This is a genomic window from Actinoplanes regularis (assembly GCF_900188005.1).
Lineage (GTDB): Bacteria > Actinomycetota > Actinomycetes > Mycobacteriales > Micromonosporaceae > Actinoplanes > Actinoplanes regularis.
The window spans coordinates 22,169-47,587 of record NZ_FZNR01000026.1; the positions used below are offsets into that span (position 1 = coordinate 22,169).

24 protein-coding genes are annotated in these 25,419 nt (G+C 71.6%); 11 read left to right on the forward strand and 13 right to left on the reverse strand.

All coding sequences use genetic code 11. The annotated features are described in order from the left end of the window. Positions 1-56 precede the first annotated feature (56 nt). Complete coding sequence (locus CHC09_RS48630; RefSeq protein ID WP_275407965.1) at positions 57-1,181, reverse strand: SPFH domain-containing protein; 1,125 nt, start codon at positions 1,179-1,181, stop codon at positions 57-59. A 17-nt stretch (positions 1,182-1,198) separates the two neighbouring features. Continuing rightward, positions 1,199-1,450, reverse strand: coding sequence for a hypothetical protein (locus CHC09_RS38830; RefSeq protein ID WP_089298283.1), 252 nt, complete (start codon positions 1,448-1,450; stop codon positions 1,199-1,201). A 163-nt stretch (positions 1,451-1,613) separates the two neighbouring features. Between CHC09_RS38830 and CHC09_RS38835 the strand changes: the two genes are divergently transcribed. From CHC09_RS38835 to CHC09_RS38855, 5 genes are all read left to right on the forward strand, one after another. Then, positions 1,614-2,099 (forward strand): TspO/MBR family protein, encoded by a 486-nt coding sequence (locus CHC09_RS38835; RefSeq protein ID WP_089298284.1) that lies wholly within the window; start codon positions 1,614-1,616, stop codon positions 2,097-2,099. 701 nt (positions 2,100-2,800) lie between these two features. Beyond that, complete coding sequence (locus CHC09_RS38840; protein WP_089298350.1) at positions 2,801-3,259, forward strand: DUF6069 family protein; 459 nt, start codon at positions 2,801-2,803, stop codon at positions 3,257-3,259. 10 nt (positions 3,260-3,269) lie between these two features. Then, positions 3,270-5,927 (forward strand): cation-translocating P-type ATPase, encoded by a 2,658-nt coding sequence (locus CHC09_RS38845; RefSeq protein WP_089298285.1) that lies wholly within the window; start codon positions 3,270-3,272, stop codon positions 5,925-5,927. Continuing rightward, entirely contained in the window at positions 5,924-6,373 is a 450-nt protein-coding gene (locus CHC09_RS38850; protein ID WP_089298286.1) for a hypothetical protein, read from the forward strand. Before CHC09_RS38845 ends, CHC09_RS38850 begins: the two co-directional genes overlap by 4 nt. Then, on the forward strand, positions 6,370-6,786 hold the full coding sequence (locus CHC09_RS38855) for an RDD family protein (protein ID WP_089298287.1): 417 nt from the start codon (positions 6,370-6,372) through the stop codon (positions 6,784-6,786). The genes CHC09_RS38850 and CHC09_RS38855 overlap by 4 nt, the downstream gene beginning before the upstream one ends. A gap of 68 nt (positions 6,787-6,854) precedes the next feature. Here the strand turns inward: CHC09_RS38855 and CHC09_RS38860 are convergent, their stop codons facing one another. From CHC09_RS38860 to CHC09_RS38875, 4 genes are read right to left on the reverse strand one after another with little or no spacing between them, the layout of a single operon-like run. Further along, on the reverse strand, positions 6,855-7,136 hold the full coding sequence (locus CHC09_RS38860) for an SHOCT domain-containing protein (protein WP_089298288.1): 282 nt from the start codon (positions 7,134-7,136) through the stop codon (positions 6,855-6,857). Between the two features lie 6 nt (positions 7,137-7,142). Further along, positions 7,143-7,607 (reverse strand): DUF6325 family protein, encoded by a 465-nt coding sequence (locus CHC09_RS38865; protein WP_179277460.1) that lies wholly within the window; start codon positions 7,605-7,607, stop codon positions 7,143-7,145. Then, positions 7,604-7,825, reverse strand: a complete 222-nt coding sequence (locus CHC09_RS38870) for a hypothetical protein (protein WP_089298289.1) — start codon at positions 7,823-7,825, stop codon at positions 7,604-7,606. Before CHC09_RS38870 ends, CHC09_RS38865 begins: the two co-directional genes overlap by 4 nt. 10 nt (positions 7,826-7,835) lie before the next feature. Next, on the reverse strand, positions 7,836-8,252 hold the full coding sequence (locus tag CHC09_RS38875; RefSeq protein ID WP_089298290.1) for a DUF6325 family protein: 417 nt from the start codon (positions 8,250-8,252) through the stop codon (positions 7,836-7,838). Between the two features lie 224 nt (positions 8,253-8,476). On the opposite strand from CHC09_RS38875, the gene CHC09_RS38880 reads away from it, so the two are divergent. Continuing rightward, positions 8,477-9,907 carry a hypothetical protein gene (locus tag CHC09_RS38880; RefSeq protein ID WP_239138817.1) on the forward strand — a complete coding sequence of 477 codons (1,431 nt, stop codon included), beginning with the start codon at positions 8,477-8,479 and terminating at the stop codon, positions 9,905-9,907. Between the two features lie 72 nt (positions 9,908-9,979). Here the strand turns inward: CHC09_RS38880 and CHC09_RS38885 are convergent, their stop codons facing one another. The 5 genes from CHC09_RS38885 to CHC09_RS38905 all read right to left on the reverse strand — a co-directional run bounded on the left by CHC09_RS38885 (position 9,980) and on the right by CHC09_RS38905 (position 13,591). Further along, positions 9,980-11,350 (reverse strand): DUF2252 domain-containing protein, encoded by a 1,371-nt coding sequence (locus CHC09_RS38885; RefSeq protein WP_089298291.1) that lies wholly within the window; start codon positions 11,348-11,350, stop codon positions 9,980-9,982. Further along, on the reverse strand, positions 11,347-11,841 hold the full coding sequence (locus CHC09_RS38890; protein ID WP_089298292.1) for a DUF1269 domain-containing protein: 495 nt from the start codon (positions 11,839-11,841) through the stop codon (positions 11,347-11,349). Before CHC09_RS38890 ends, CHC09_RS38885 begins: the two co-directional genes overlap by 4 nt. A 10-nt stretch (positions 11,842-11,851) precedes the next feature. Then, on the reverse strand, positions 11,852-12,904 hold the full coding sequence (locus CHC09_RS38895) for an AI-2E family transporter (RefSeq protein WP_239138818.1): 1,053 nt from the start codon (positions 12,902-12,904) through the stop codon (positions 11,852-11,854). Between the two features lie 67 nt (positions 12,905-12,971). After that, the gene (locus CHC09_RS38900; RefSeq protein WP_089298293.1) at positions 12,972-13,388 is read right to left on the reverse strand and encodes a DUF7144 family membrane protein; all 417 of its coding nucleotides are present in this window, start codon (positions 13,386-13,388) and stop codon (positions 12,972-12,974) included. Beyond that, positions 13,385-13,591, reverse strand: a complete 207-nt coding sequence (locus CHC09_RS38905; protein WP_089298294.1) for a hypothetical protein — start codon at positions 13,589-13,591, stop codon at positions 13,385-13,387. The genes CHC09_RS38900 and CHC09_RS38905 overlap by 4 nt, the downstream gene beginning before the upstream one ends. Positions 13,592-13,809: 218 nt before the next feature. Between CHC09_RS38905 and CHC09_RS38910 the strand changes: the two genes are divergently transcribed. From CHC09_RS38910 to CHC09_RS38925, 4 genes are all read left to right on the forward strand, one after another. After that, entirely contained in the window at positions 13,810-14,304 is a 495-nt protein-coding gene (locus CHC09_RS38910; RefSeq protein WP_089298295.1) for a DUF1269 domain-containing protein, read from the forward strand. Positions 14,305-14,406: 102 nt separating this feature from the next. Next, entirely contained in the window at positions 14,407-17,010 is a 2,604-nt protein-coding gene (locus CHC09_RS38915) for an MGH1-like glycoside hydrolase domain-containing protein (RefSeq protein WP_089298296.1), read from the forward strand. After that, positions 17,010-18,386, forward strand: coding sequence for an alpha-amylase family protein (locus CHC09_RS38920; RefSeq protein ID WP_089298297.1), 1,377 nt, complete (start codon positions 17,010-17,012; stop codon positions 18,384-18,386). Before CHC09_RS38915 ends, CHC09_RS38920 begins: the two co-directional genes overlap by 1 nt. Before the next feature lie 112 nt (positions 18,387-18,498). Next, on the forward strand, positions 18,499-21,108 hold the full coding sequence (locus CHC09_RS38925; RefSeq protein ID WP_089298298.1) for a winged helix-turn-helix domain-containing protein: 2,610 nt from the start codon (positions 18,499-18,501) through the stop codon (positions 21,106-21,108). 55 nt (positions 21,109-21,163) lie between these two features. Here the strand turns inward: CHC09_RS38925 and CHC09_RS38930 are convergent, their stop codons facing one another. Beyond that, complete coding sequence (locus CHC09_RS38930; RefSeq protein WP_089298299.1) at positions 21,164-21,613, reverse strand: DUF7144 family membrane protein; 450 nt, start codon at positions 21,611-21,613, stop codon at positions 21,164-21,166. A gap of 316 nt (positions 21,614-21,929) precedes the next feature. On the opposite strand from CHC09_RS38930, the gene CHC09_RS38935 reads away from it, so the two are divergent. Further along, positions 21,930-24,560 carry a winged helix-turn-helix domain-containing protein gene (locus CHC09_RS38935; RefSeq protein ID WP_239138819.1) on the forward strand — a complete coding sequence of 877 codons (2,631 nt, stop codon included), beginning with the start codon at positions 21,930-21,932 and terminating at the stop codon, positions 24,558-24,560. Here CHC09_RS38935 and CHC09_RS38940 read toward each other — a convergent pair. Then, a complete protein-coding gene (locus CHC09_RS38940; protein WP_089298354.1) occupies positions 24,532-25,350 on the reverse strand; it encodes a YhjD/YihY/BrkB family envelope integrity protein in 819 nt (272 codons plus the stop codon). The two genes, CHC09_RS38935 and CHC09_RS38940, sit on opposite strands and share 29 nt — an antisense overlap. Positions 25,351-25,419: the final 69 nt, after the last annotated feature.

A 25,419-nucleotide genomic window follows, 5' to 3' on the forward strand; every position in this document is an offset into this window, starting at 1 on the left:
TCACGAAAGGATCACGTCGCCGGCCCGGCCGTGATCGCACGGCCGGGCCGGGTCGGTCAGGCGACGGACTTCGGACTGATCGGCGCCACCGCGTTGCCCGGCTGGACGGTGGGCTCGACGCGCATGCCGCTGCGGATCGTCTCGAGCATTGTCATACCCTGCGAGGCCAGGGACGCGACCACACTGTTGAGCCCCTCGGCGCCGTCGAGCACCGTGAGGTTGGCGCCGCGCAGGCCCTCGGCGGCGGCTCGCAGCATCTCCGGCAGCTTGTCGATGATCGCCTGGTCGAGGGCGATCCGGTCCTGCGCCGCGGCGGCCTCGGCGGAGAGCTTGGTGGCGTCGGCCTCGGCGCGGGCCAGCGCGCGGATCCGTTCGGCCTCGGCCTCGGCGGGGCGGACCACCTCGGCGATCAGTTCGGCCTGGCGCAGCTCGGCGTTCTTCTGCGCCACCAACGCGCGCTCGGCGATCACCTCCTGGGTGGCGCGGGCGGCGGCGAGCGGGCCGGCCTGCGCCGCCGTCTGCTGCGCCTGGTCGATCTCGGCCTGGTACTGCGCCTGGGCGATCGCGGTCTGCCGGGCGTACTCCGCCTGGTGCCGGATGCTCTCCTGCTGGGCCATCGCGCTCGCCCGGTCGGCGGCGGCCTGCGCGACCTTCGCCTCCTGGTTGACCCGCGCCTGGTGCGGCGCCGCGAGCGCCTTGATGTAGCCGACGCCCTTGTCGTCGATGCTGCTGATCTGCAGCGAGTCGACGGCGAGCCCGATCCGCGCCATCTCCGGCTTGCTGGCGTCGACGATCGCGTCCGCGAGGGTCTGCTGCTCGCGGATGATCGACTCGACCGTCATGCTGCCGATGATGCTGCGCAGGTGACCCGAGAAGATCCGGCCGACCAGGGTGGGCATCTGGCCCTGGTCGCCCTGGAACCGCCGGGCGGCCGCGGCGATCGACTCGTGGTCGTCGCCGACCTTGAACGCGATCACCGCGCGGACCGCCAGCGTCAGGCCCTGCTTGGTGTAGCAGTCCTCGACGACCTCGGCCTCCTGCATGGCCAGGGTGAGCCGGCTGGCCTTGGAGAAGACGGGCAGGACGTAGACGCCGTGCCCGGTGACGATCTTGAACGGCAACGCGTCCGCGCCCCGTTGCTTCCGGCCGCTGATCAGCAACGCCTCGTTGGGGGCGGGCACTCGATAACCGAACACTTCTACAGCCCTTCTTCGACGCCGCGGGTGATCTCGCCCGGCGGCACAGCGGGCCATGGCTCGACGTCGATCTGGCGCGCGCCACGGCTGTTGATGACGAGCACCTCGGTGCCGGCGGGGAGGGGCACCGGGGCGTACGCGAGGTAGTAGTGCGCGATCCCGGCGACCAGCAGGCGCACCTCTCCCGCGCGCTCGCCACCGCGGATCGCGGTGAACACCGTGCCGACCCGCCCGACCAGCCCTTCATTCGTCACGCCTGCATTGTGCTCTTGCCCCGCGAGGCCCAGGCGGCGCGCTCCTGTTTGCGGGGGACCGGGGCGGGTAGTCAGGGGCGGAGGAGAAGAGGCGATCAAGCGTGAACCTGCCGAGCCATCGTTTCCGGCGGCTGTCGACTCCTGGGTCGGCGGTGCTGCGGGCATGACCGTTCCCACGTGGGTGAAGGCTTCGGCCGCCGTCGTCGCGGCGGCCGGGGCCGGGTCGATCGCCACCGATCCGTCGTCGCGGTGGTACCGGGCGCTGCGGAAGCCGGGCTGGCAGCCGCCGGCCGCGGCGTTTCCGGCGGTGTGGACTCCGCTGTACGCGCTGATCGCGGTGGCCGGGACCCGCGCGTTGAACCACGGGGACGAGTCGCAGCGGAGGGCGTTCCGCCGGGCGTACGGGATCAACCTGGTTCTCAACGCGGCCTGGACCGCGCTGTTCTTCCGCGCGCGGCGGCCGAGGGCCGCGCTGGCGGAGATCGCCGCCCTGAACGTCTCCAACCTGGTGCTGCTGCGCCGGGCGGCGAAGGCGGACCGGCTGGCGGGTGCGGCGCTCGCGCCCTATGTGGCCTGGACGCTGTTCGCCGCCGCCCTGAACGCCGCGATCGTCAACCTCAACCCGGGAGCGGACGGCCCGCGGAAGTAACCGGCGGCCGTTGGGGACGTGTTGGTATAGCTGGCACTACCTTCGAAGTTGCCTTCGCGGGTTACTGGGGTTCGGGGGAGCGGGATCTCTCGCCGGCCCTGCAGCGGGTGGTCGACTACGGGCTGAGGTTCCACCTCGTCAAGGGCATGATCTCGGCGTTCCTGCGCTCGGGCGGTGTCGCCGCCGCGTCGGCCGGCGCCGGCGGCTGTGGGCGGCCGCCGGTGTCGTCACCGTCCTGCTGTCGTTGTCGGCGATGGTGCTGACGGTGGCGAATACCTCCGTGGCGGCCGATCCGGCGCCCGCGCTGCTGGCATTCTTCGACGGTGGCTGGTGACGCTCGATCCGGTGTATGGCCAGGGCATCATCTCGGCGAGGCCGCGCGCATCCTGCCTGTCGGAGGATCCGCGCGGGAACCCGGACCTGTCGTGACCAGCCCGGGCGGACCGGGTGCTACGCGGCCGAACTCGCCGCCGGGACGGTCACGATCGCTTAGACTTCAGCAGCGGGCCGATGATCCACTGTCTCGCCCGGCCCCGCCGGTGACGAGACCGTGGAGGCGACGGTGTTGCGGGCTGTTCTTTCCGGCGTCGGCCAGGTCATCAGGCCGGAGGTCAGTCATCCCCACTGGATGAGGCGGTGGGCGGCGGGTGCGGCGATTCTCGGCGCGGTAGCTCCATGCGACCGTGACCGAGGAGAACCGCATGACCTCCGAACCTGTGAAACCAGTCGTCAACGCCGGAAAGCTATGGGCCGGCGGCGGCGCCACCGCAGTGGTGGCGGCCCTGATCGCCGTCGCCGGGATCCTGCTCGGCCGTGGGATCTTCGACATCGAAGTACTGGCGCCGAAGGGCGACGGCGCCTGGGGTGACGCGAGCACCGGGTGGTACGCACTCGGCGCCGCGTTCGGCGCGCTGGCCGCCACCGGCCTGGTACACGTGCTGATCCTCACCACGCCCCGGCCGATGCGGTTCTTCGGCTGGGTGATCGGGCTGGCCACGGTCGTCGGGATGCTCGGCCCGTTCGTCACCGACGCGAGCCGGGGCGCGCAGTTCTACACCGCGGGGTTGAACATGATCCTCGGCGTCGCGATCGGCTCACTGGTGGCCGGCACCGCGCGGACGGCGACGAGCCTGGCCCGCCCCCGTCCGTCGTACCGATGAGGAGCCCTCGATGACGACGACTTTCCACGTCCTGTCCGTACCGGAAGCCCTGAAGCTCGAGAATGTCGACCAGAAGCAGGGCCTGAGCAGCACGGAAGCCGCCAATCGGCGCGAGAAGTACGGCCCCAACCGCTTCGCCCAGGCGAAGAGGGAACCCTGGTGGCGCGCGTTCGTCCGGCAGTACGCCGACCCGATGCAGATCGTCCTGCTCGTCGCCGGCCTGGGCAGCCTCTACCCGCTCAAGCAGTGGGGCACCGGCGTCATGCTGCTCGCTCTCACCCTGCTCAACGCGGTCCTCGGCCTGCAACAGGAGGGTAAGGCCGCGGCCGCGGTCGAGGCGCTGCAGAAGATGATGATCATCAAGGCCCGGGTGCGCCGGGACGGCACCCTCACGGAGCTGCCCGCGCAGGAGCTGGTCCCGGGCGACGTGGTGCAGTTCGAGGCCGGTGACGTGATCCCGGCCGACGGGCGGCTGTTGCGCGCGGCCACGCTGGAGATCGACGAGTCGGCGCTGACCGGGGAGAGCCTGCCGGTCGCCAAGAACGTCGAACCGGTCGCGTCCGAGGACACCGACCTGGGTGACCGGTCCGACATGGCGTACATGAACACCAACGTCACCCGCGGCTCGGGGGAGCTGCTGGTCACCGCGACGGGAATGTCCACCGAGGTCGGGCGCATCTCCAAGATGCTGCAGACCGACAAGGAGGCCGCCACCCCGCTCACCCGGCAGCTCGACAAGCTCACCCGGCAGATCCTGTTCATCTCCGGGTTCGCGCTGCTCGCCTCCGTGCTGATCAACCTGGCCCGGGGCAACGAGTTCAACGTGGTGTTCACCGCCGCGGTGGCGTTCGCCGTCTCGGCCATCCCGACCGGTCTGCCGGCCGTGGTCACCACCATCCTGTCGCTCGGCACCCAGCTGCTGGCCCGGTCGAACGCGATCGTCAAGCGGCTGCGTTCGACCGAGACGCTCGGTTCCACCTCGGCGATCAACTCGGACAAGACCGGGACGCTGACCCTGAACCAGATGACCGCCAGCGAGATGGCGATCCCGGGACGGCGCTACGTGATCTCCGGGAGCGGGTACTCCACCGAGGGCACGATCAAGCGGGTGGCCGGGGAGCCGGACGTTCCCCTGGAGGAGAACCTGCTGCCGATGATCCTCGCCTCGGACGCGGTGGTCACCGACGGGACGCTGATCGGTGACCCGACCGAGGGCGCGCTCGTGGTCCTCGCCGAGAAGGGTGGCCTGGACGCGCAGGCGACCCGGGAGAGGTTCCCGCGGCTGGCCGAGCTGCCGTTCGACGCGGCGTACAAGCTGATGGCGACGTTCCACCGGATGCCCGACACCGGGGTGATCCGCTGTTTCGTCAAGGGGGCCCCGGACCAGTTGCTCGCCCGCTGTTCGCTCACCGAGGACCAGCACGACCGCTACTCGGCCGAGAACGACCGGCTGGCCCACCAGGGCCTGCGCGTCATGGCGACCGCGCGCAAGGACTTCGACCCGGAGACCTTCGACCCGTCCGGCGACCTGCTCGCCATGATCGGCGAGGGCCTGACCCCGTTGGCCCTGGTCGGGATCGTCGACCCGCCGAGGCCGCAGGCGAAGGACGCGATCGCCGAGGCGCATGCGGCCGGCATCGAGGTCCGCATGATCACCGGGGACCACGCGGTGACCGCCGCGGCCATCGCCGGCAAGCTCGGCATCCGCGGCCGGGCGATCACCGGGGCCGAGTTCGGCGCGATGAGCGACGAGGAGGCGGAGCGGGAGATCGGCGGGATCGGCGTGATCGCCCGGGTCACCCCGGAGCACAAGGTGCGCCTGGTCGAGATCCTCAAGCGCAAGGGCCACATCGTCGCGATGACCGGCGACGGGGTCAACGACGCGCCCGCGCTGAAGAAGGCCGACATCGGCATCGCGATGGGGATCACCGGCACCGAGGTGAGCAAGGAAGCCGCCGCGATGATCCTCACCGACGACGACTTCGCCACCATCGTCAAGGCCGTCGAGCTGGGCCGCGCCCTCTACGCGAACCTGAAGAAGTACATCTTCTTCCAGATGGGCGTGCTGGCCGCCATGATCATCACGTTCCTCGCGGCGAGCATCGGCAACATCGCCGCCGGCGTGCCGTTCGTGCCGCTGCAGACGCTGTGGCTGAACTTCACCACCCAGGTGTTCCAGTCGGTCGGCCTCGGCTACGGCAACGCGGAGCCGGACATCATGAAACATCGGCCGCGCCGCTCCGACGAGCCCCTGCTGGCCAACCGGACGCTGGGCTGGCTCGGCCTGCTCGGCGTGTTCATGGGCGCGATCACGCTGCTCGTGATCTGGTTCTCCGAACAGAACCGGGACATCGACGTCGCCCGGACCATGGGCCTGACCGCGTTCTCGCTGATGAACCTCTTCTTCTCGTGGACCATCCGCAGCGAGATCCGGTCGGTCTTCAGCCTGGAGACCTTCAACGACCGGCGGTTCGTGGTGACCACCGGGATGTCGCTCGTCGCGATCGTGCTCGCCACCGAGCTCGGCCTGTTCCAGCGAATCCTGCACACGATCAGCCTCGACCTCGGTCAGTGGGCGATCTGCCTGGTCGCCGGGCTCACGGTCATCCTTCCCACCGAGATCCGTAAAGCGGTGCTGCGGCGCCGCCGGGCCGGGAGCTCCTCATGATCGCGTTGATTCAGCTCGGGGACGTCGCCATCGGCGCGGCGTTCCGGGCCGGGGAGAAGAGCGCCGACAAGCTGTCCGACCTGAGGTCCCGGTGGGATCGCGAGAGCCTGCGTACGGCCGCCGAGGCCTGGGCCCGCTGGACGGTCCTCGCCGAGCGGGGCGCCGCGGAGCGCGAGCGTGGCCGGCGCGGCGCACAACGGGCGGTGGACGCCGCCGTCGAGCGGCTGGCCCACTCCGAGCTCGTCGGCCGGGTGGTCGACGCCCAGCTGGAACGGGTGCTGTCGCTGCTGGAGAACGAGCCGGACCGGATCCGCGCGCTGGTCCGCGGCCAGCGGGAGACGATCGTCGGCGAGGCGGTGGGCCGGGTCCGCGCCGGCGCGGCCGCGGGCGACACCGCCGTCGACCGGTTGACCCTGCGGATGACGAGGCGCGGCGACGCGCCGTGACCGGATACGCCGGGCTGGTCAGCCGGACCTTGGCGTACCTGATCGACACCTTCACCGTCGCGGCGGTAGCCGGCGCCGCGGTGACCGCCCTCGGGATGGTCTCCGCGGTGATCGGCGCCGAGGCGCACCAACTGGCCCGCCTGCTCGTCTCCTCCTACCTGGTCTTCCTGCCGGCCCTGCTGGCGCTCTACTGCACCGTGTTCTGGGGCCTGGCCGGGCGTACGCCCGGAATGGCGCTGCTGGGCGTGCGGGTGGTCCGCGCCGACGGCACACCGGTGCGGTGGCTCGCCGCGCTGATCCGGGCGCTGCTGCTGGCCTACTTCCCGATCGGCGCGCTGTGGCTGATCGTGGACCGCCGGCACCAGGGCCTGGCCGACAAGGTCGCCATGACCACCGTCGTCCGGGAGGGATGAGGTCCCGCCGTATCGAAAAAGCCGGTCACCGCGGCAACGGTGACCGGCTTTCTCCATCTCCGGGCAGTTCAGGAATTCAAGATCTTGGACTTCTCCACCTCGAACTCCGCGTCGGTGAGCAGACCCTGGGTCTTCAGCTCACCGAGCTGCCGCAGCTGCCCCAGCTTGGTCGAGACCGGGTCCGGCGCGACCGGCTCCGGTTCGGCCTCGACCGGCTCATCGTCGTAGTACCGCTCCTCCTCCCGGCGCGCCCACCGGCCGGCCTGGCGGCGGGAGACCCGGTTGGAGACCGCGGTCGCCGTGCCGGCGACCACCGCGGTTCGTGCGATTCCCCTGAGCAGACCCGGCATCGCCGGTCACCTCCCACTCATGAATGCGGTCTCTTCGGGCTTCTCTTCCGGCTCGGAGGCGTCGAGCGCCGCCAGCAACTCCTGGATCGGGATCCGGCCGCCGCCCACCAGGTGCGCGCCGGCGCGACGCAGCGTCCGGGCCAGCGGTGCGGCCCAGAGGTTCTCGTAGACCAGCAGGACCGCGGCCCCACCCGGCTCCAGCAGGTTGCCGATCTCGCTCAGGTCGTCGCCGCCGAGCATCCCGGAGGCCGCGCCGTGGAACGCGCCCAGCCCACTGAGCTCCAGCTCCCGCCCGTCCAGCGCCACGACCGAGCCGTCCGGTGACTTCCGGGCGAACAGCAGGTCCAGCACGCGGATCACCCGGCGGTCCACCAGATCCAGCAGCAGCGGAAGCGCGCCGCCGGTCAGGCTCCCGCTCGGGAACTCGATGCACAGGTAGTCGACGGGGCCCATCTCGTCCAGTTCGGTCATCGGACGGCCACCGGTTCGGGCCGGCGGTCCAGGGCGGGCTCCGGTGCCGTCGCCGTGTCGCGGCGGCGGATCACCAGTCGCTCCAGCCCCAATGCGATCAGGGCGCCGCCGGCCGCCGCGACAAGCGGCAGCACGACCAGCACCTTGTAGTCCCGCCGCCCCCGCAGCACGTCGTAGGCGTCGGCGGCCCGTCGCTGTGCACTCTCTCTCCTGGTCATGGATCTCCCCTCAACTCGTGGTTGTCAGCACGCGTCCACGGCCGGGCGCCCCAGGAATGTGGGTAAGTGCCACGATGGTTCCATGGGACGCGGCGACCCGGCCGGCCAGTTCGTTCACCCAGCGGTGCTCCAGGAGCACGGCCAGGGCGTTGGTGTCCCGATCGACGAGCCGTGCCACCTCGTCGATGTCGGTCGCGGTGATCAGCCCGGTCGCCAGCCGGGCCCAGGCGAGACTGCCCGGCAGCCCCGGCAGGTCGCACAGCTCCACGGTGCGGGTCGCACCCGCCGAGTCGGCGCGGACCACCAGAACATCGACGATCCGCATCTCCCCGGCCCGGGTGAGGCGGTCCAGCGTCGTCAGCACGCCGTCGTTCAGTCGTTCCGCGGGAAAGGACATGATCATGAGTTCCAGCGGCCCCAATGCCATTGCCACAGCCTGCGTCCCGGGTCCCGGACCGGCTTCATCCGTCCGGGGTGAAACCATCCGGCCTGGCCCGTCCCGGGTGCGCGCCGCTCTCCGGCCGCCTCCGCGGCGTCGTTCATTCCCGCCGGATGAAGCGCCGGCGACCGTCGTCAGCGACCGTCGGCCATGCCGGCGTCCGTTCGCCGCGCCAGGGTGGCCAACGGCCACCCGGTCGGAAGGGAGAGGCCATGTCCAGTCCCGTGAGCGCGTTTTCCGCTGAGGTCTCCGGTGATCCGTCGCCTGAGGGTGCCGGCGATCCGTCGCCTGAGGTCTCCCGTGACCCGTCGTCCGGCGACGACGAGCTCGCGCGCCTGCGGGCCGAGGTCGCCACGCTGCGGGCGGAGCTCGGAGCGCGGACCCGGCGGGGTGACCGGGGCCAAGCGGTGCGGCGGACCATCGCGGCGGTGCTCGCCGCGGTGGCGGCGTTCGCGCTGGTCACCAGCGTGGTCGGGCTGTGGGCGGCACGAACCACGTTGACCACGGACCGCTGGGTCGCGACTGTCGCACCGCTCCCGCGGGACCCGGCGGTCTCGGCGGCCGTCGCGCAGTACGCGACCACGGAGCTGTTCAAGGTGGTCGACGTCGAACAGCGGCTGCGCGCCGTGCTGCCGGAACAGGCGGCGTTCGTGGCCGGCCCGCTGACCGGCCAGATCCGCGACCAGGTCCGCAAGATCGTGACGGACGTGCTGCGCAGCGACCGGTTCCAGGTGCTCTGGGTGGAGCTCAACCAGCGGGTGCATCAGCGCATGCTGGCCGTCCTCAACGGCACCAGCGACGTGGTGATCGCCCGGAACGACCGGATCGAGCTCGACCTGCTGCCCCTGATCAATCAGGCGCTGCGTGAGTTGAGCGCGGAGTTGCCCACGCTCTTCGGCAAGCAGCTCACGCTGCCGGACCTGAGCAGCGGGGCGATCCCGGAGAACCTGCGTGAGCGGGTGCAGGAGGAGCTCGGCGTGACCCTGCCGGCGAACTTCGCGCAGTTCACCGTCTACGACTCGGGGAAGCTGTGGGCGGCCCAGCAGGCGGTGGCCACCGCGAAGCGGGACCTGGCGCTCTTCGCCGGCGCGACGATCGCGCTGCTGATCGCCGCGTTCCTGGTCTCACCGGGCCGCCGTCGCACGGCGGTGCAGCTGGGGATGTGGCTGGTGGTCGCCGCGGTGGCGGTCACCGCGATCCTGCGCGCGGTGCGCCGGGAGATCATCGCCCAGGTGCCGGCCGGGACCTACCGGGACGGCGTGGACGCCGCGATGACGAGCATCTTCGGTCTGCTGCGGGAGCGCGGCGTCCAGATCATCGTGATCGGTACGCTGCTGGCGCTGCTGGCCTACCTGGTCGGGCCCGGTCGTTTCCCGGTCTGGTCGCGGGATCGGCTGGCCCGGGCCACCCGGGTCACGGCCCGGGGGGTCCGTTCCGGCTCGCGGGTGCTGGCCGCGCACGCCCCCGGCTGGATCGCCGCCCACCTCGATCCGCTGCGCATCGCCGGCGTCGTGGTCGCGGTGATCCTCGCCCTGATCCTGTCCTCGTGGACGTCCTTGCTGATCATCCTGGTTCTGCTGATCGCCTACGAGGCGGCGGTGACGCTGCTGGCGCACCGCCACCCGGCATTGAGGCAGGCGTGAGCCCCGCGCGGCGATGACGCCGCCGGCGATCCGCGCGCCCCGCGTCGACGCGGGGCGCCGCGAAGTAGCAGGTCAGGGCTTGGTGGCGGCGCGGAAGGCGATGTGGTCCAGCTCGCTGCGGGTGGCGTAGGACTCGGCGAACTCCGCCAGCGCGCGGTCGAACCGGTCGCTGTCGCCGAGATACGCGGCGATGGCGACGCGGTCGCCGCTGCGGGCGTGGGCCCGGGCCAGGGTCCAGGAACAGAGCTCGGCGTACGCCCGCAGGCCCCGCGGGTTCATCTCCTCGGTGGGGACCGAGCCCTTCCAATCGCGCAGCTGACGGACGTAGAAGTCGCGGGTCCGGCCGTCGATGCCGGGAACCCGGTGCCAGCCCAGGAAGATGTCGCTGGTGGCCTGCATCAACCGTTGCCCGGCGACCACCCGGTGCCCCTCGCCGTCGGTGCCGGCCGCCAGTCCCGGGGCGGGACCGGCGGCGGCCCACACGGTGGCCGTCGCCAGAACCGACGGGCCGGCCTCCTTCACCTGCAGGAGCAGGGGATCCGTGTCGTCGCGGGCGGTGAGCAGGACGATCCAGCAGCGGGTGCCGACGCTCCCCACACCGACGACCTTGCGGGCCATGTCGACATAGCGGAAGGCATCGAACAGGTGCCGGCGGTCCTCGGCGAGCGTGGACCGGTAACCGGCCAGCAGCGCGCGGATGCGGTCCTCCAACTGGAGCCGGTCCAGTTCCGGCAGCAGGTCCGAGACCGGGACCAGCAGCGGGGGATCGGCGGCGATCCCGCGGCGACCGTCCACCACGGTCGTGAGTTTCCGGTACGCCTGCAGACCGGTACGCCCGCGAGCCTTCGCGCCGACCTGGAGCACCTTGCGGCGGCGGTCGTGGTCCAGCCGCTCGACGAGATCGTCCACGTCGGCGCGGGCGTACCAGACGTCCAGCTCGCTCATCCCCGCGAAGGCGGCCATCGTCTCCCGGTAACGCCGCGCCGCGCGGAGCAGGATCACGGCCCGGTCGCGCCGGCCGAACCCGTTCGCCCGGCCGGCCAGCGCGACGCTGGCCAGCAGGCGTTTGACATCCCATTCGAACGGCCCGGGCCAGGTCTCGTCGAAGTCGTTCAGGTCGAAGACGAGCCGCCGCTCCGGCGACGCGAACAGCCCGAAGTTGTACAGATGCGCGTCCCCGCAGAGCTGGGTGACCAGGCCGGAGCCGGGCTGGGTGACGAGGTCGGCGGCCATCACGGCGGCCGCGCCCCGGTAGAACGCGAGCGGGGACGCCCGCATCCGCTCGTGCCGCAGGTTCAGCAGTTCGGGGATCCGGTCCTTCTCCTGCGCGAGGACGATGTCGACCGGATCGGGCCGGTCGGCCGGGGGCTGGAAGACGCCGTGCCGGTCCAACGGCGTCCGCTTCCTGGCCGCACGGCCGGCCGTCACCCGGGCGGCGCTCACGGGTGGTGGTCGCCGAACGTCTCGAGCAGCGTGTCCCGCTCCGCCTCGGTCAGGTTGGTCTCGATCAGCCGGTTGCCCAGGCCGTGGAAGCGCTCACCCAGCCGGTCCAGGTTGCCCTCGTCGGTGACCAGGAAGAGCGCGGACGTCCCCTCGGTGATCGAGGTCCGGATCCGTTCCAGCTGCTCGCGGGTGATCCCCGTCCCCTCGGCGGCCTTGGCGAGCGCGCCGATCCCGGCGCCGACGACCCCGCCGATCACCGGGATGAAGAACAGGCTGCCGAACACCACGCCCCAGAACGCGCCCCACCCGGTCGCCCGCCAGCTGGTGTCGTGGCCCTGATGGGTCTCCGGCTTCGCGGCGCCGGCCGGCCAGCTCACGATCGCGTGGTCGATGATCTTCACGAGGTCGTCCGAAGCGGCGTACTTGACGGCGTCGAACGCCTGCTCGGCGCCCTTGGGATCGTCGTACTTCCAAACAGTGAAGGTGGTCATTGCGCCATCGTCAGGGCGCCGGCGCGTCGCGCGCCTCATCCCAAGAGGAGGAGAGCAGCGCGTTCACCCAGCGGGAGTTCGGATCGACGTCCACCAGCAGCCCCTTGGCCAGCAGCGTCAGCGGGATCGCGAGCAGCGCTCCGAGCGCGCCCAGCACCCACGCCCAGAAGATCAGCGCCAGGAACGACACGGTCGCGGACAGGCCGACCGCGTCCCCGACGACCTTCGGCTGGATCACCGACTGGATCACGAAGTTGACCAGGCAGTAGAGCGCGATCACGGTGAGCATCAGCTCCGGCCCGCCCTGCAGCAGCCCGAGCAGCGCCGGCGGGATCACCCCGATCACGAAGCCGATGTTCGGGATGTAGTTGGTGATGAACGACAGCAGGCCCCACAGGACCGGCAGCGGCACGCCGAGGGCCCAGAGCAGCAGGGTGTCGAAGACCGCGACGATCAGCCCGAACACCGTGCAGACCACGAGGTAGCGGCGGGTCCCGTGAGCGAACGAGCGCAGTGCCCCGACCACCTGCGGCCGCTCGCCGACCACGGCGGCGAGCCGGGCCGGGAAGTCGACCGAGTCCAGGCACATGAACAGCAGCACGGCGACCAGGAACAGGGTGTTCGACAGCACCGCGGCGAGCCCGCCGAACAGGGACTGCACCACGTGCACCACGGAGCTCGGGGTGGCACCGGCCACCGCCGACCGCAGCTGCTCGCTGTCGACGCCCAGCGTGCCCAGGCCGCTGACGAGGTCTTCCCGCAGCGCCGCGAACTGCGCCTGGTACTGCGGCATCAGGTCGATCAGCCGGCTGACCGACACGGCCAGGGCGCCGCCCAGGGCGGCGAGGATCAGGTAGACCACCACGACGGTGGCCACGGCGGCGAGCCAGGCCGGGGTGCCCCGGCGGCGCAGCCAGGTGGTCATCGGACTGACCGTGACGACCAGCATCAACCCGAGGAAGACCGGTCCGATGAGGTCGGCGACCCAGCGCAGCCCGGCGACCACGATCACCAGGCAGGCGAACCCCAGCAGTACCAGTACGCCCCGGGGCAGCTGCGCCACGGGCGCCAGGCGCCGGGACCCGTCCCGGCCGGGCCCGCCTCCTCGAACGGTCCCGGCCGGGCGGGCGTCAGGCGCGGATCTCACGGCCGTGCGCCGCGACCGCGTATATACAGAGCACGTTCAGGGCGATGATGATGGCGCACCAGAACGGGTACGCCGGCAGCATCACCATGTTCGAGAACGCGCTGAACATCCCGATCACGATGGCGATGATCCGGGCCCAGAACTTCCCGTAGAGCACCCCGACCCCGGCCAGCACGCTCACCGTGCCGAAGATCAGCTGAACCCAGCCCCAAAACGTGAAGTTCACCGGGATGGCAAGGGCGTCCGCGGTAGCCTGGGCGAGGTCGTCGCGCACCAGCATCACGACCCCCTCGATCACCTCGAAACCGCCTGTGAGCAGCAGTGTCACGCCGGCGAGGAGCACCATCCCTACCCAGGGTGAGGGCGGCGGGCCGGTTCGGGAGTAGTCGGTGTGGGTCATCGTTGTTCTCCCAAGGAGGTCAGACAGACCACCTGGACACCGGAGCGGTCCAGGCGGGTGAGCAGGCGTTCCAGGTCGTCGTCGGAGAGCCGGCCGCGGATCGTGCTGTGCCGGGGCATGGTGCGGATCCGCAGATCACCGAGCGTTCTCCGGAGCAGAGGACCAAGAAAGCCGCGGACCCGGATCTCGTAGCGCTCGTGCATGACCGGCTCCTTCGTACGGCAGAAGGTGTTTCTCCGACCCTCGCGGCCGGGGTGTACGGATGCATCGCCCCACAGGGGTGAAAGGGGCCCGGCGGCGGACCGCCCGCCGGGAGAAGTCATTCGCCCGGAATGAGGATCGGCGCGCCGCGCCGTGGCTGACTGGGCTTCACGCCGCCGGGCCGCGCCGCGGTGGCGCCACAATCGGGAAGGAGCACGTCATGGCAACACTGATCGCCATCGGGTACCCGGACGAGACCACCGCGACAGCGGCGTCGCTGGAGGCCAACCGGCTCGCCAAAGACCTGATCATCCAGCCGGACGCGATCGCCACGATCATCCGGGACCGTGAGGGCAAGTACCACGTCACCACCAACCACCACGCGGTGGGCGGCGGGACGACCTGGGGCATGTTCTGGGGACTGCTGTTCGGGATGCTGTTCTTCATCCCGATCCTGGGCATGGCGGTCGGCGCGGGCCTGGGCGCGCTCACCGGCAAGCTCGCCAAGGGCGCCATCAACAAGGAGTTCACGGAGCGGATCCGGGACGAGCTCCAGCCGGGTACCTCGGCGCTGTTCATGGTGCTCGAAGCGGTCACCCCGGACAAGGCGGTCGAGTCGCTGAGCAAGTTCGGCGGCACCGTCCTCAAGTCCTCGCTCCCGAAGGAGACCGAGGAGGAGCTGCAGGAGGCTCTGCACGGAGCGTCCGCCCAGTAGTCGCACCGAAGATCGACTGTGAGACGCCGCCCGGCTGTGCCGGGCGGCGTTTCATCCTCCCCGGAGGACGCCCGCTGACCTGGGCTTGTCCAGCCTGGCGGCATGAGCGCAGTAGAGAATGCCGAGCAGAGGCGTCTGCGGGACGCCGACACCGCCGTCGTCGACTGGCGGCGGTGGGGGCCGTACCTGAGCGAACGGCAGTGGGGGACGGTCCGGGAGGACTACAGCCCGGGAGGGGACGCGTGGGACCACCTGACCCACGATCAGGCGCGATCCCGGGCGTACCGGTGGGGTGAGGACGGCATCGCCGGGTTCAGCGACGACCGGCAGCAGCTCTGCCTGGCCGTGGCGCTGTGGAACGGGCGGGACCCGATCCTCAAGGAGCGGTTCTTCGGACTGACCAACGCCGAGGGCAACCACGGCGAGGACGTCAAGGAGTACTACTTCTACGTCGACGGGACGCCCACCCACTCGTACCTCCGGATGGTCTACAAATATCCGCAGCGGGAGTTCCCGTACGAGGATCTGGTCGCCACCAACCGGGCGCGCGGCCGCAACGAGTTCGAGTACGAACTGCTGGACACCGGGATCTTCGCCGAGGACCGCTACTTCGACGTGGTCGTCGAGTACGCCAAGGCCGGCCCGGAGGAGATCCTCACCCGGATCACCGTGCACAACCGCGGCCCGGAGGAGGCCGTCCTGCACCTGCTGCCGACCGTGTGGTTCCGCAACACCGGCGCCCAGGCGCGGCTGTACGGCCTCGACGCCGGGGTGGTGCGGGCCGAACACGACCGGCTCGGCCAGCGCTGGTGGACCTGTCTCGGCGAGCATCCGCTGCTGTTCACGGAGAACGCGGACGGCCGCAAGGACGCGTTCGGTCGCTACCTGATCCAGGGGGAGAAGGAGGCGGTCAACGCCGGCGACGAGGGCGGTAAGGCCGCGGCGGTGGTCACGATGGTGGTGCCGGCGGGCGGCGAGTATCGCGTCCGGGCGAAGCTCAGTGACCAGCCACCCACCGCGGCCGACCGGGACGACCACGCCTTCGACGAGGTCGTCGAGGCCCGCCGGGCCGAGGCCGACGAGTTCTACGCCGATCTGTTCGCCCCCGCGCTGGGCGAGCCGCAACGCCAGGTCGTCCGGCAGGCCCTGGCCGGGATGATCTGGTCCAAGCAGTACTTCGGGTACGACGTGGAGCAGTGGCTCACCGAGCACGGCCGCAACCCGCTGGACGCGCCCGGCATCCGCAACGGCGACTGGTTCCACCTGGACGCGCACGACATCATCTCGATGCCGGACACCTGGGAGTACCCCTGGTTCGCGGCCTGGGACCTGGCGTTCCAGTCGGTCGCGTTCGCCGCGGTCGACCTCGGTTTCGCCAAGGGCCAGCTGGACCTGCTGCTCAGCCGCCGCTATCTGCATCCGAACGGGCAGATCCCGGCCTACGAGTGGAACTTCGGCGACGTCAACCCGCCGGTGCACGCCTGGGCCACCTACCTGGTCTACGAGCTGGAGAAGGCCCGCACCGGGCAGGGCGACCACGACTGGCTGGAGCGGATCTTCCACAAGCTGGCGAAGAACTTCACCTGGTGGGTGAATCGCAAGGACGTCGACGGGCGCAACGTGTTCCAGGGCGGCTTCCTCGGCCTGGACAACATCGGGGTCTTCGACCGCAGCGCGCCGCTGCCCACCGGCGGGCACCTGGACCAGGCCGACGGGACCGCGTGGATGGCGCTGTACTGCCAGAACATGCTGCAGATCGCGCTGGAGCTGGCCGTCCAGGATCCGGTCTACCTGGAGCAGGCGCAGACCTACTTCGAGCACTTCGCCTGGATCTCCACCGGCAGCGGGTCGATGTGGGACGAGGAGGACGGCTTCTACTACGACCTGCTGCGGCTGCCGGACGGCTCGTCGCAGCGGCTGCGGGTGCGGTCCATGGTGGGCCTGCTGCCGCTGGCCGCCGCCACCGTCTACGACCGGGCCCTGCTCGACCGGCATCCCGAGATCATCGCGGACGCGCAGGCGTTCCTGGAGCGGCACGAGACGATCACGATGAGCGATGGGCGCGGCCGGCTGCTGGCGCTCTTCGACGAGGGCCGGCTGCGCCGGATCCTGGCCCGGATGCTGGACGAGGAGGAGTTCCTCAGCCCGTACGGCATCCGCGCGCTGTCGAAGTTCCACGCCGCGAACCCGTTCGAGTTCCGGGTCGGTGACCAGGTCTACGACGTGTCCTACCAGCCCGCCGAGTCGGACAGCGGGATGTTCGGCGGCAACTCGAACTGGCGCGGCCCGATCTGGTTCCCGGTCAACGCCCTGGTGATCCGGTCCCTGCTGAACCTGTACGTGGCCTACGGCGACGAATTCACTGTGGAGTGCCCGACCGGCTCCGGGGTGCACCTGACGCTCTTCGAGGTGGCCCGGGAGATCTCCGACCGGCTCACCCGGATCTTCGTCCCCGGCCCGGACGGGCGGCGTCCCTGCTACGGCGGGCAGGAGGTCTTCGCCGGTGAGCACTGGCGGGAGATGATCCTCTTCGCCGAGTACTTCCACGGCGACAACGGTGCCGGGCTGGGCGCCGCGCACCAGACCGGCTGGACCGGGCTGGTGGCGCTCTTCCCCAACCTGTTCGCCGGGCTGACCGGCAAAAAGCTGCTCCAGGACGGCATGGCGGGCGTCTTCCGCAAGTTCTCCGGCCAGGAGGAGTCGTGATGAAACCGGTGATCTACGAGATCGACACCTGGCCGTGGCTCGCGGGCCTCGGCGTCACACTGGCCGAGGTTCCCGGTGCGGTGTGGGACGAGGTGGCCGCGCCCGGCCTGGACGGGGTGTGGCTGATGGGGGTCTGGGAGCGCAGCCCGGCCGGGCTGGCCGTGGCCCAATCGAACGAGGAGTTGCAGCGGTCGTTCCGGGAGGCGCTGCCGGATCTCGGGCCGGAGGACGTCGCCGGGTCGCCGTACTGTGTGCGGCGCTACCGCGTCGACGACCGGCTCGGCGGGCCGGAGGGGCTCGCGGTCGCCCGCGCCGAACTGCGCAGGCGGGGCCTGAAGTTGTACCTCGACTACGTGCCCAACCACGTCGCCCCGGACCACCCGGCGGTGGCCGGGCACCCGGACTGGTTCGTGCGCCTGGACGACGGGTCGATCGCGCACGGCCGTGACCCCTACTTCCCGCCCTGGCCCGACGTGGTCCAGTTGAACGCGTTCTCCCAGGGGATGCGGGCGGCGACGGCCGCCGCGCTGGCGGGGATCGCGGAGCAGTGCGACGGTATCCGGTGCGACATGGCGATGCTGCTGACCAACGAGGTCTTCGCCCGGACCTGGGGACAGTCCGCCGGCCCGGTCCCGGAGACCGAGTTCTGGCCGCAGGTGATCGGCACGCTGCGGGAACGGCACCCGGATGTGGAGCTGATCGCCGAGGCCTACTGGGACACCGAGTGGCTGCTGCAGGAGCAGGGCTTCGACTTCTGCTACGACAAGCGGCTCTACGACCGGCTGGTGCACGAGGACGCCGGATCGATCCGCAAGCATCTGGCGGCCGGCCTGGAGTACCAGGAGAAGCTCATCCGGTTCCTGGAGAACCACGACGAGCCGCGGGCGGCCGTGACGCTCCCGGGTGGTCGGGGCCGGGCCGCCGCGGTGGCGGTGGCGACCCTGCCCGGTGCGGTCCTGTGGCACGACGGGCAGTTCGAGGGACGGCGTACGCACCTGCCGGTCTTCCTCGCCCGGTACCCCGCCGAGCACGCCGACGGCGGGCTGCGGGACTTCTACCGCCGGGTGGTCGGTGCGGCGGCGGAGGTCCGGACGGGGCGGTGGCGGCTGCTGGAGACCGCCGGCTGGCCGGACAACCAGTCGCACCAGAACCTGCTGGCCTGGGCCTGGGACTCGGCGATCGTGGTGATCAATTATTCGGATCATCCCGTGCAGGGGATCGTCGAGCTGAACCGCCCCGAGCTGGCCGGCCGGGCCTGGCGGCTGACCGACCGGCTGGACGGGCGGGTGTTCGAGCGCTCCGGAAGTGAATTGGCCGCGGAGGGGCTTTATGTCGATCTGTCACCATGGGGAACGCATGTTCTAACCTATCAGTAACCTAAGCAGGACTTACAGTCACGGATTATCCGATCCGGACGATGCGCGGGGGTGCTAACGCCGGGAGTCTGAACGAGGAGATCGAACGGGGTCGGCCTCGAAGGGATGCAACGTGTCCATTGAACTCATCGCGGACTCACCCGGCACAGCCCACTACGACGCGGACGGCTCTCTGCTCGCTTCCAAGTTCGCGGTGCCGGCCGCCCCGCCCTTCATGGTGGCGCGGCCGGCGCTGCTGGAGCGGGTGAGCGAAGGAATCCGTGGCCCGGTGACCCTGGTCACCGGGCTGGCCGGCAGCGGCAAGACGCAGCTGCTCGCGTCCTGGGTGCGGTCCAGGGCGGTGGACTGGCCGATCGTCTGGATCACTTGCGAGAACGGGGACGAGCCGGCCGCCACCTTCTGGTCGTACGTCCTGGAGGGCCTGCGCCGGGCCGGCGTGCCAGCTCCGGAACCGGCGGTGCCCGGCGCCGCCGCCAGCCGGACGGTCCTCGCCCGGCTGGCGGCGGTGATCGACCGGCAGCCCACCCCGGTGGTCCTGGTCCTGGACGGCGCGGCCCAGCTGCCCGGCCGGGAGTGGGCGGCCGGCCTGGAGTTCCTGCTCGGCCACGCCCGCGGCCTGCGGGTGGTGCTCGCCGGGCGCTGGGACCCGGCGCTGCCGCTGTACCGCTACCGGCTCGCCGGGCAACTGCGTGAGGTGCGCACCGCGGATCTGGCGTTCACCGCGGAGGAGACGGCCCGGCTGATGGAGCTGCACGGCGTGCCGCTGGCCGGCCCGGATCTGGCGGCGCTGCTGGAGCACACCGAGGGCTGGGCGGCCGGGATCCGGCTCTGCGCCTGCGCGATGCAGGGCAGCGCGGACGTGACCCGGATGGTCACCACCATCTCCGGTGACGAGTCGACGATCGCCGAATACTTCATCGGTGAGGTGCTGCGCACCCAGTCGCCGGTGATGCGCCGCTTCCTGCTGGAGACCAGTGTGCTGGACACGTTCTCGGCGGACCTGGCCGCCACGGTCACCGCCCGGCCCGACGCACAGCGTCTACTCGCGACGCTGACCAGGGAGAACGCGTTCATCCAGCCGGTCGGCGACGGCACCGACCTGTACCGCTACCACCGGCTCTTCGCCGAGCTGCTGCGCGCCCAGCTGGCCTGGGGAGAGCCGGAGCAGGTGGCGACCCTGCACCGGCGGGCCGCGCGCTGGCTGTCGCAGAACGGCCGGCTCGCCGACGCTGTCGCGCACGCGGTCACCGCGGACGATTGGGGAACCGCGGCGACCATGGTGATCGAGGACCTGGCGGTCGCCCGCCTGATCCTCGAGGGCGAGACCGGCCGCCTCGGCGGACTCTTCGGCGGGCTGCCGGAGGATCTGGACCTGCCGGAGGTGATGATCGTGCGGGCGGCGCTCGCGTACGGCGACGGGCGCTCGGAGGACGCCCGCGAGCTGTTCACGCTGGCCGGCAACCTGCTCGCGATCCAGGGCAGCGACTGCGGCGAGGGGCTCACCCTGACCTGCTTCCTGATGCAGCTGTTGCTGCTGGCCGACGGCCCGGACCCGGAGCGGGTGGACGAGGTGGCGCCGGTGGCGAACGCGTTCCTGGCCGTGGCCTCGGCCCGGAAGCTGGCCCGGCACCCCGAGCTGCGCGCGCTGATGCTGGCCGCTGAGGGGAGGGCGCGCAGCGCCTATGGCGACGCGGAAGGCGCGGTGGCGGTGCTGACCGAGGCCGTGGCGGTGATCCCGGCCGGGTACGAGACGCTCAAGGTGGACTGTCTGCGGACCCTGGCGGTGCTGGAGGCGTACCGGGGGCGGCTGGGGCGTGCGGAGAGCGCGGCGCGGCAGGCGCTGGACCTGGCCGGGCAGTGCGGCCTGGACCCGGAACGCTGGCCGGTGGCCGCCCAGGTGGCGCTCGCCTGGGTGGCCCTGGAGCGCTACGACATCGAGACCGCCGACCGGCACCTGCGCGGCGCTCAGACGGCCGGGGATCCGCTCGCCGCCGCCGCGCACGCCGTCGTCAGGTCCCGCCGTCTTCAGGTCCGCGGTGAGCTGCGCGGTGCGCTGAACGCGCTGGAGCCGGTCCCGGGCGCGCCGTCCTGGCTGCGCCGGGAGGCCGAGCTGAGCCGGGCCCGGCTGCTGCTCGGGGCGGGCCGGGTGGACGCCGTCGCGGAGTTGCTCGCCGCCCTCCCGCACCCGCGGACCGCCGACGTGGCGGTGGTGGACGCTTCCCTGGCGCTGGCGCGCGGCGAGACCGGCCGGGCGCACGAGGTGGCCCGGACGGTGGCCGACGCGGCGGGGGTGCCGGTGCCGGTGGCGCTCGACGCCTGGCTGCTGCTGGCGATGCTGGCGGCGAGCGGGAACGATGAGCCCGGGGCCCGGGAGGCGTTGCGGCGGGCGCTGCGGGTGGCCGGGCCGGAGAACCTCCGGCGGCCGGTCCACCAGGTGTGGGGCGGGCTGCGGCGGGTGCTGCGCGACGACGAGAAGCTGGCGGCGCTGGGCGGATCGCCGCAGGCGGCGGTCGCCGAGCCGGTCGTGGTGGAGTCGCTGAGCAAGCGGGAGCTGGACGTGCTGCGGGGCATGGCCGAGATGCTGCCGACCGAGGAGATCGCCGCCTCGATGTACGTCTCGGTGAACACCGTCAAGACCCACGTGCGCAGCATCCTGCGGAAGCTGTCCGCGTCCCGGCGCAACGAGGCGGTGCGCCGCGCCCGAGCCCTGAACCTCATTTGACACCGTGACCGCCGCCGGCCCAGCCCCTTTCCGAGGGCTGGGCCGGCGGGCCGGTTCATCCGGCGTGGGTGGGGCGGACGTCGCGACCGTGGGCGCAGAGCGCGTAGATGATCAGGATATCCATGCAGATCAGGATGGTGCACCAGAGCGGCGACGCGGCCAGGAACACGAAGTGCAGCAGCGCGCCGAGGAAGGTGATCAGGACCCCGAGGATCCGCGCCCAGAGCCGGCCGAGCAGCACCCCGGCTCCGGCGGCCACGGCGGCCAGCCCGAGCAGCAGGTGGGTCCAGCCCCAGGTCGCGTAATCCAGCTCGAGCACCAGCCCGGTCCGGGTGACCATGAAGAACTCCTCGCGGTAGAGGGCCACCGCGCCCTCGGTCACCTGGAACCCGCCCAGGGTCAGCAGCAGGACACCGGCGAACACCACCACGGACACCCAGCTGGTGGCGGCCGGGGCGGGAGCGTCGGCGCCGGTGGGTCGTTCACTCGCGTAACTGTTCGACATGTCCCCAGCAGACGACCGGGAGGGTGGGTCCCGCCTCCCGCGCCGGGGATGAACCTCAGTCGAACATGCAACTTGCAAGTTTATTCCTCGACCCCTGCGAATACTGATAGTTGCCGATCAAGTACGTACTGTGATTCCGTGTCGGTGAATCGATTTGCGTCGCTGTGATCCCTGGGGGCGGGGGCGTGGCAGCGAAAGGGTTTGTCCCTGCTGGCGGGGAACTCAGCAGGGAACGACGAGCGGGCAGCACGGTGATGATCCGTCCGCGCCGGATCACGGAGGACGTGCCTGTGCCCACCCAGGGGTTGGGGGCTACATGTGGGAACCCGCGGGCATCGGCCCGCCCATGCCGGAGACGATCGAGCAGATCGGACGGCCACGGCTACCACCCGGTCTGATCTGGCGGGACCGCCTGGCGAAGGCGCTCGACGCCGGGACGCGCCGGGCGGTGACGCTGGTCTGCGCCGGGCCGGGCTGGGGCAAGACCACGGCGGTCACGACCTGGGCCGCGGCCCGCTCGATCAATGGCCCGATCGCCTGGCTCACCCTCGATCCGGGACACAACGATCCGTACGTCTTCTGGTCCGACCTGCTGCTGGCCCTGCAGACCAGCGGCGCGGTCCGGCCCGGTGACCGGATCCCGGGGCGTGGGGCGACGCTGGCCACCGACGGGGTCGCGTTCCTGCGTCGTCTCGGTTCCGGCCTGGGAGCCTCGGCCGGGCCGGTCGTGGTGGTCCTCGACGACCTGCACGAGATCACCGAACCGCGGGTGCTCGACGCGTTGGCCGGCCTGCTGCGCCGGGTGCCCGAGCGGCTGCGCCTGGTGCTGGTCGCCCGGAGCGTGCCGGAGCTGCAGCTGCACCGGCTGCGGGCCGCGGGTGACCTGGTCGAGATCCGCGCCCACGACCTGGCGTTCCGGGTCGAGGAGGCGGCTGAGCTGATGGCCCTGCGCGGGGTCCGGGCGCCTGTCGATCAGGTCGCGGCGCAGGTCCGGGCCACTGAAGGGTGGGCCGCCGGACTGCGGCTGGCCCTCGACGCGCCGGCCGGTGCGGTGGTGGACGAGGCGGCCGGCGACTACCTGATCCGGGAGGTGCTGGCCACGCAGCCACCCGAGCTGCGGGAATTCCTGTTGTCGACCAGCGTGCCCGACCGGATCTCCGGTGATCTGGCCACGGCGCTGACCGGCCGCCGGCACGCCGAGCAGATCCTGGACCGGCTGGCCCACGCCAACCTGTTCCTGGAGCGGGTGGGTACCACCGGATGGTTCCGATACCACCGCCAGTTCCGGGCGGCCCTGCGGTACCGCCTGGCCCGGATCCGGCCGGAGGTGGTGCCCCGCCTGCACCTGCTGGCGGCGCAGTGGCACGCCCGCCACGGCACCCCGCTCGCCGCGCTCACGCACGCCACCCTGGCCGGCGACTGGGACCTGGTCGGCCGCCTGGTGGTGGACCACGGGCTGCCGCTGTTCGCCTCGCCGGACCGGGCCGAACTGATCGGTCTGTTGCGGCAGGTCCCGGTCGACCGGTTACCAGGCAGCGCCGAGCTCATGTTCTGCGCCGCGTTGCGCAGCTACGCGCTCGGTGACATGGACGGGTTGTCGCAACGGCTGACCCAGAGCCGTGTCCTGCTGACCGGCCGGGGCCGGGCGAGCCGGCAGGCGATCGAGCTGGCCGTGAACGCGATGGAGGCGGCCACGGTGATCAACCGGCGGGGCGAGATGCGCCGGCTGGTCACGGTCACCACGGAGGTGCTCGCCGAGCTCGGCCGGCTGCGCTGGGACCAGACGCCGTCGATGCCGCAGCACCGGGCGATCGCGCTGCTCAGCAAGGGGATCGGGTTGCTCTGGACAGACCGTGCCGACCACGCCGACCGCTATCTCTGGGCCGCCGCGACCGGCTCCCGGGCGGCCGGGACGCCGCTCGTCGAGATCAGCGCGCTCGGACACCTCGCCCTGCTGGGGGTCCTGCACGGGTCGCTGCGGACGGCGGGGGAGCACGCGGCCGCGGCGCTGGGGGTGGCCCGCCGGATCGAGGCGGAGGACCGGGCCGCGACGGCCCCGGCCCACCTGGTGCAGGCGGCGATCGAGCTGCTCCGGGGCGGCGGGGCCGAGGCGGAGGACGGGCTGCGACGGGCTTTGCACGCCTGCGGTGACCAGCCGGAGGCCGCGATGACCGTGCTGTCCGGGACGCTGCGGGCGTACCTGCTGGTGGAGCGGGGGGAGCCGGGTACCGCCGGGGCGGTGCTCGGCGGGGTGGTCCAGGAGGCCGGGCCGGGGCTGGACGCACCGCTGCTGCGCCGCATCATCGGCCTGGCGCGCAGCGAGATCGACCTGGCCCTGAACACCCCGGCGCCGGTGCTCGCCCGCTACGGCACCCGCGACGGGCTGTACCCGGCGGAGCAGGTGCTGCTGGCCCAGGCGTGCCAGGCGACCGGACGCCACGACGCCGCCGAGCAGCTGTTCTACCTGGTACGTGAGGGGCCGGACCGGGTCTCCGCGGTCACCGCCTGGCTGCTCACCGCGCTGGACGCGGACGCGCACGGCCACAGCGCGCGGGCGAGCGAGGCGCTGGGGCGGGCACTGGCCAAAGCGGAGCCCGAACGCATCCGCCGGCCGTTCCGGCGCTACGGCGGGGACCGGGTCCTGGCCCTGGCCGAGCGGCAGCAGTGGCTGACCGAGACGCGTGACCCGTCCGGCGACGCCGTGCTCGCCGAGATCACCGGAGAGATCCCGGCGATCGTGGGGGTGCCGTCAGCCGGGCCGCTCAGCGAGCGGGAGATCGATGTCCTGCAGTACCTTCCGACCGTGCTGACCGCCGGGGAGATCGCCGAGAACCTCGGCATCTCGGTGAACACGGTCAAGGCGCACATGCGTTCGATCTACCGCAAGCTGGGCGCCGGGCGCCGCCGGGCGGCCGTCGTCATCGCTCGTCAGCTGGGTCTGCTGTGACCATCCTGCCGATGACAGCGGAGAGCAGCAGGCAGAACGACAGCACGTAGAGCCAGCCGATGAAGGTGAACGCCAGCCCGATCGTGCCGTAGCGATCGGTGCTGGACTCCAGCGCCCGGGGCAGATAGATCGCCCCGGCGCTGCGGACCGCGATCATCATCAGCCCGAACGCGCCCGCGGCGATCAGCAGCGGCCCGCGTGGGGCGCCCGTGCCCAGCAGCAGCCACGGCAGCAGGATCGCCAGCGCGCAGTCCGCGACGAATGTGGCCAGGACACCGACGACCGGCGCCCCCGGCAGCAGCGACACCACCCACCCGAGCAGCCGCGCGAACAGCAGGTACACCACCAGGGCCAGCACGGTCCCGATCTGCCGCGCGGTCGCGGCCTTCTGCTCGAGCTCCCAGACCGCCCGGTAGGAGCGGACCAGCGCCCGGCTCAACCCGGTCGCCGAGAAGATCACGAAGAGGCACCCGACCAGCCCGAACGCATTGCTGTGGCTGCCGCTGAGCGCTTCCCGGAGCAGCCGCTCGCTGCTGTCCGGCAGCTGCAGCATGTCGGCGATCCGCGCCCGGCTGGCCGGTCCCAGCACCGCCGTCAGCATGATCAGCAGCGGGAAGATCGAAGTGAAGGACTGCGCCGCGAGGGTCATCGAGCGGTCGAAGATCTGCACCCGGACCAGTTCCCCGGCCCCGCGCAGCATGAGCCGCCCGATGCGACTGCCGAGAATCAGCGCGGCCCGCGGCCGCAGCCGGCGCGGAATCCGCTCCTGGAACCCGCTCGGTTCCGGCATCGCGGTCACCTCCCGGTCCGCCGCGCCTTGCCCGCTCATTGTCCGCCGCCCGCCGCCGGCGCGTCCCAT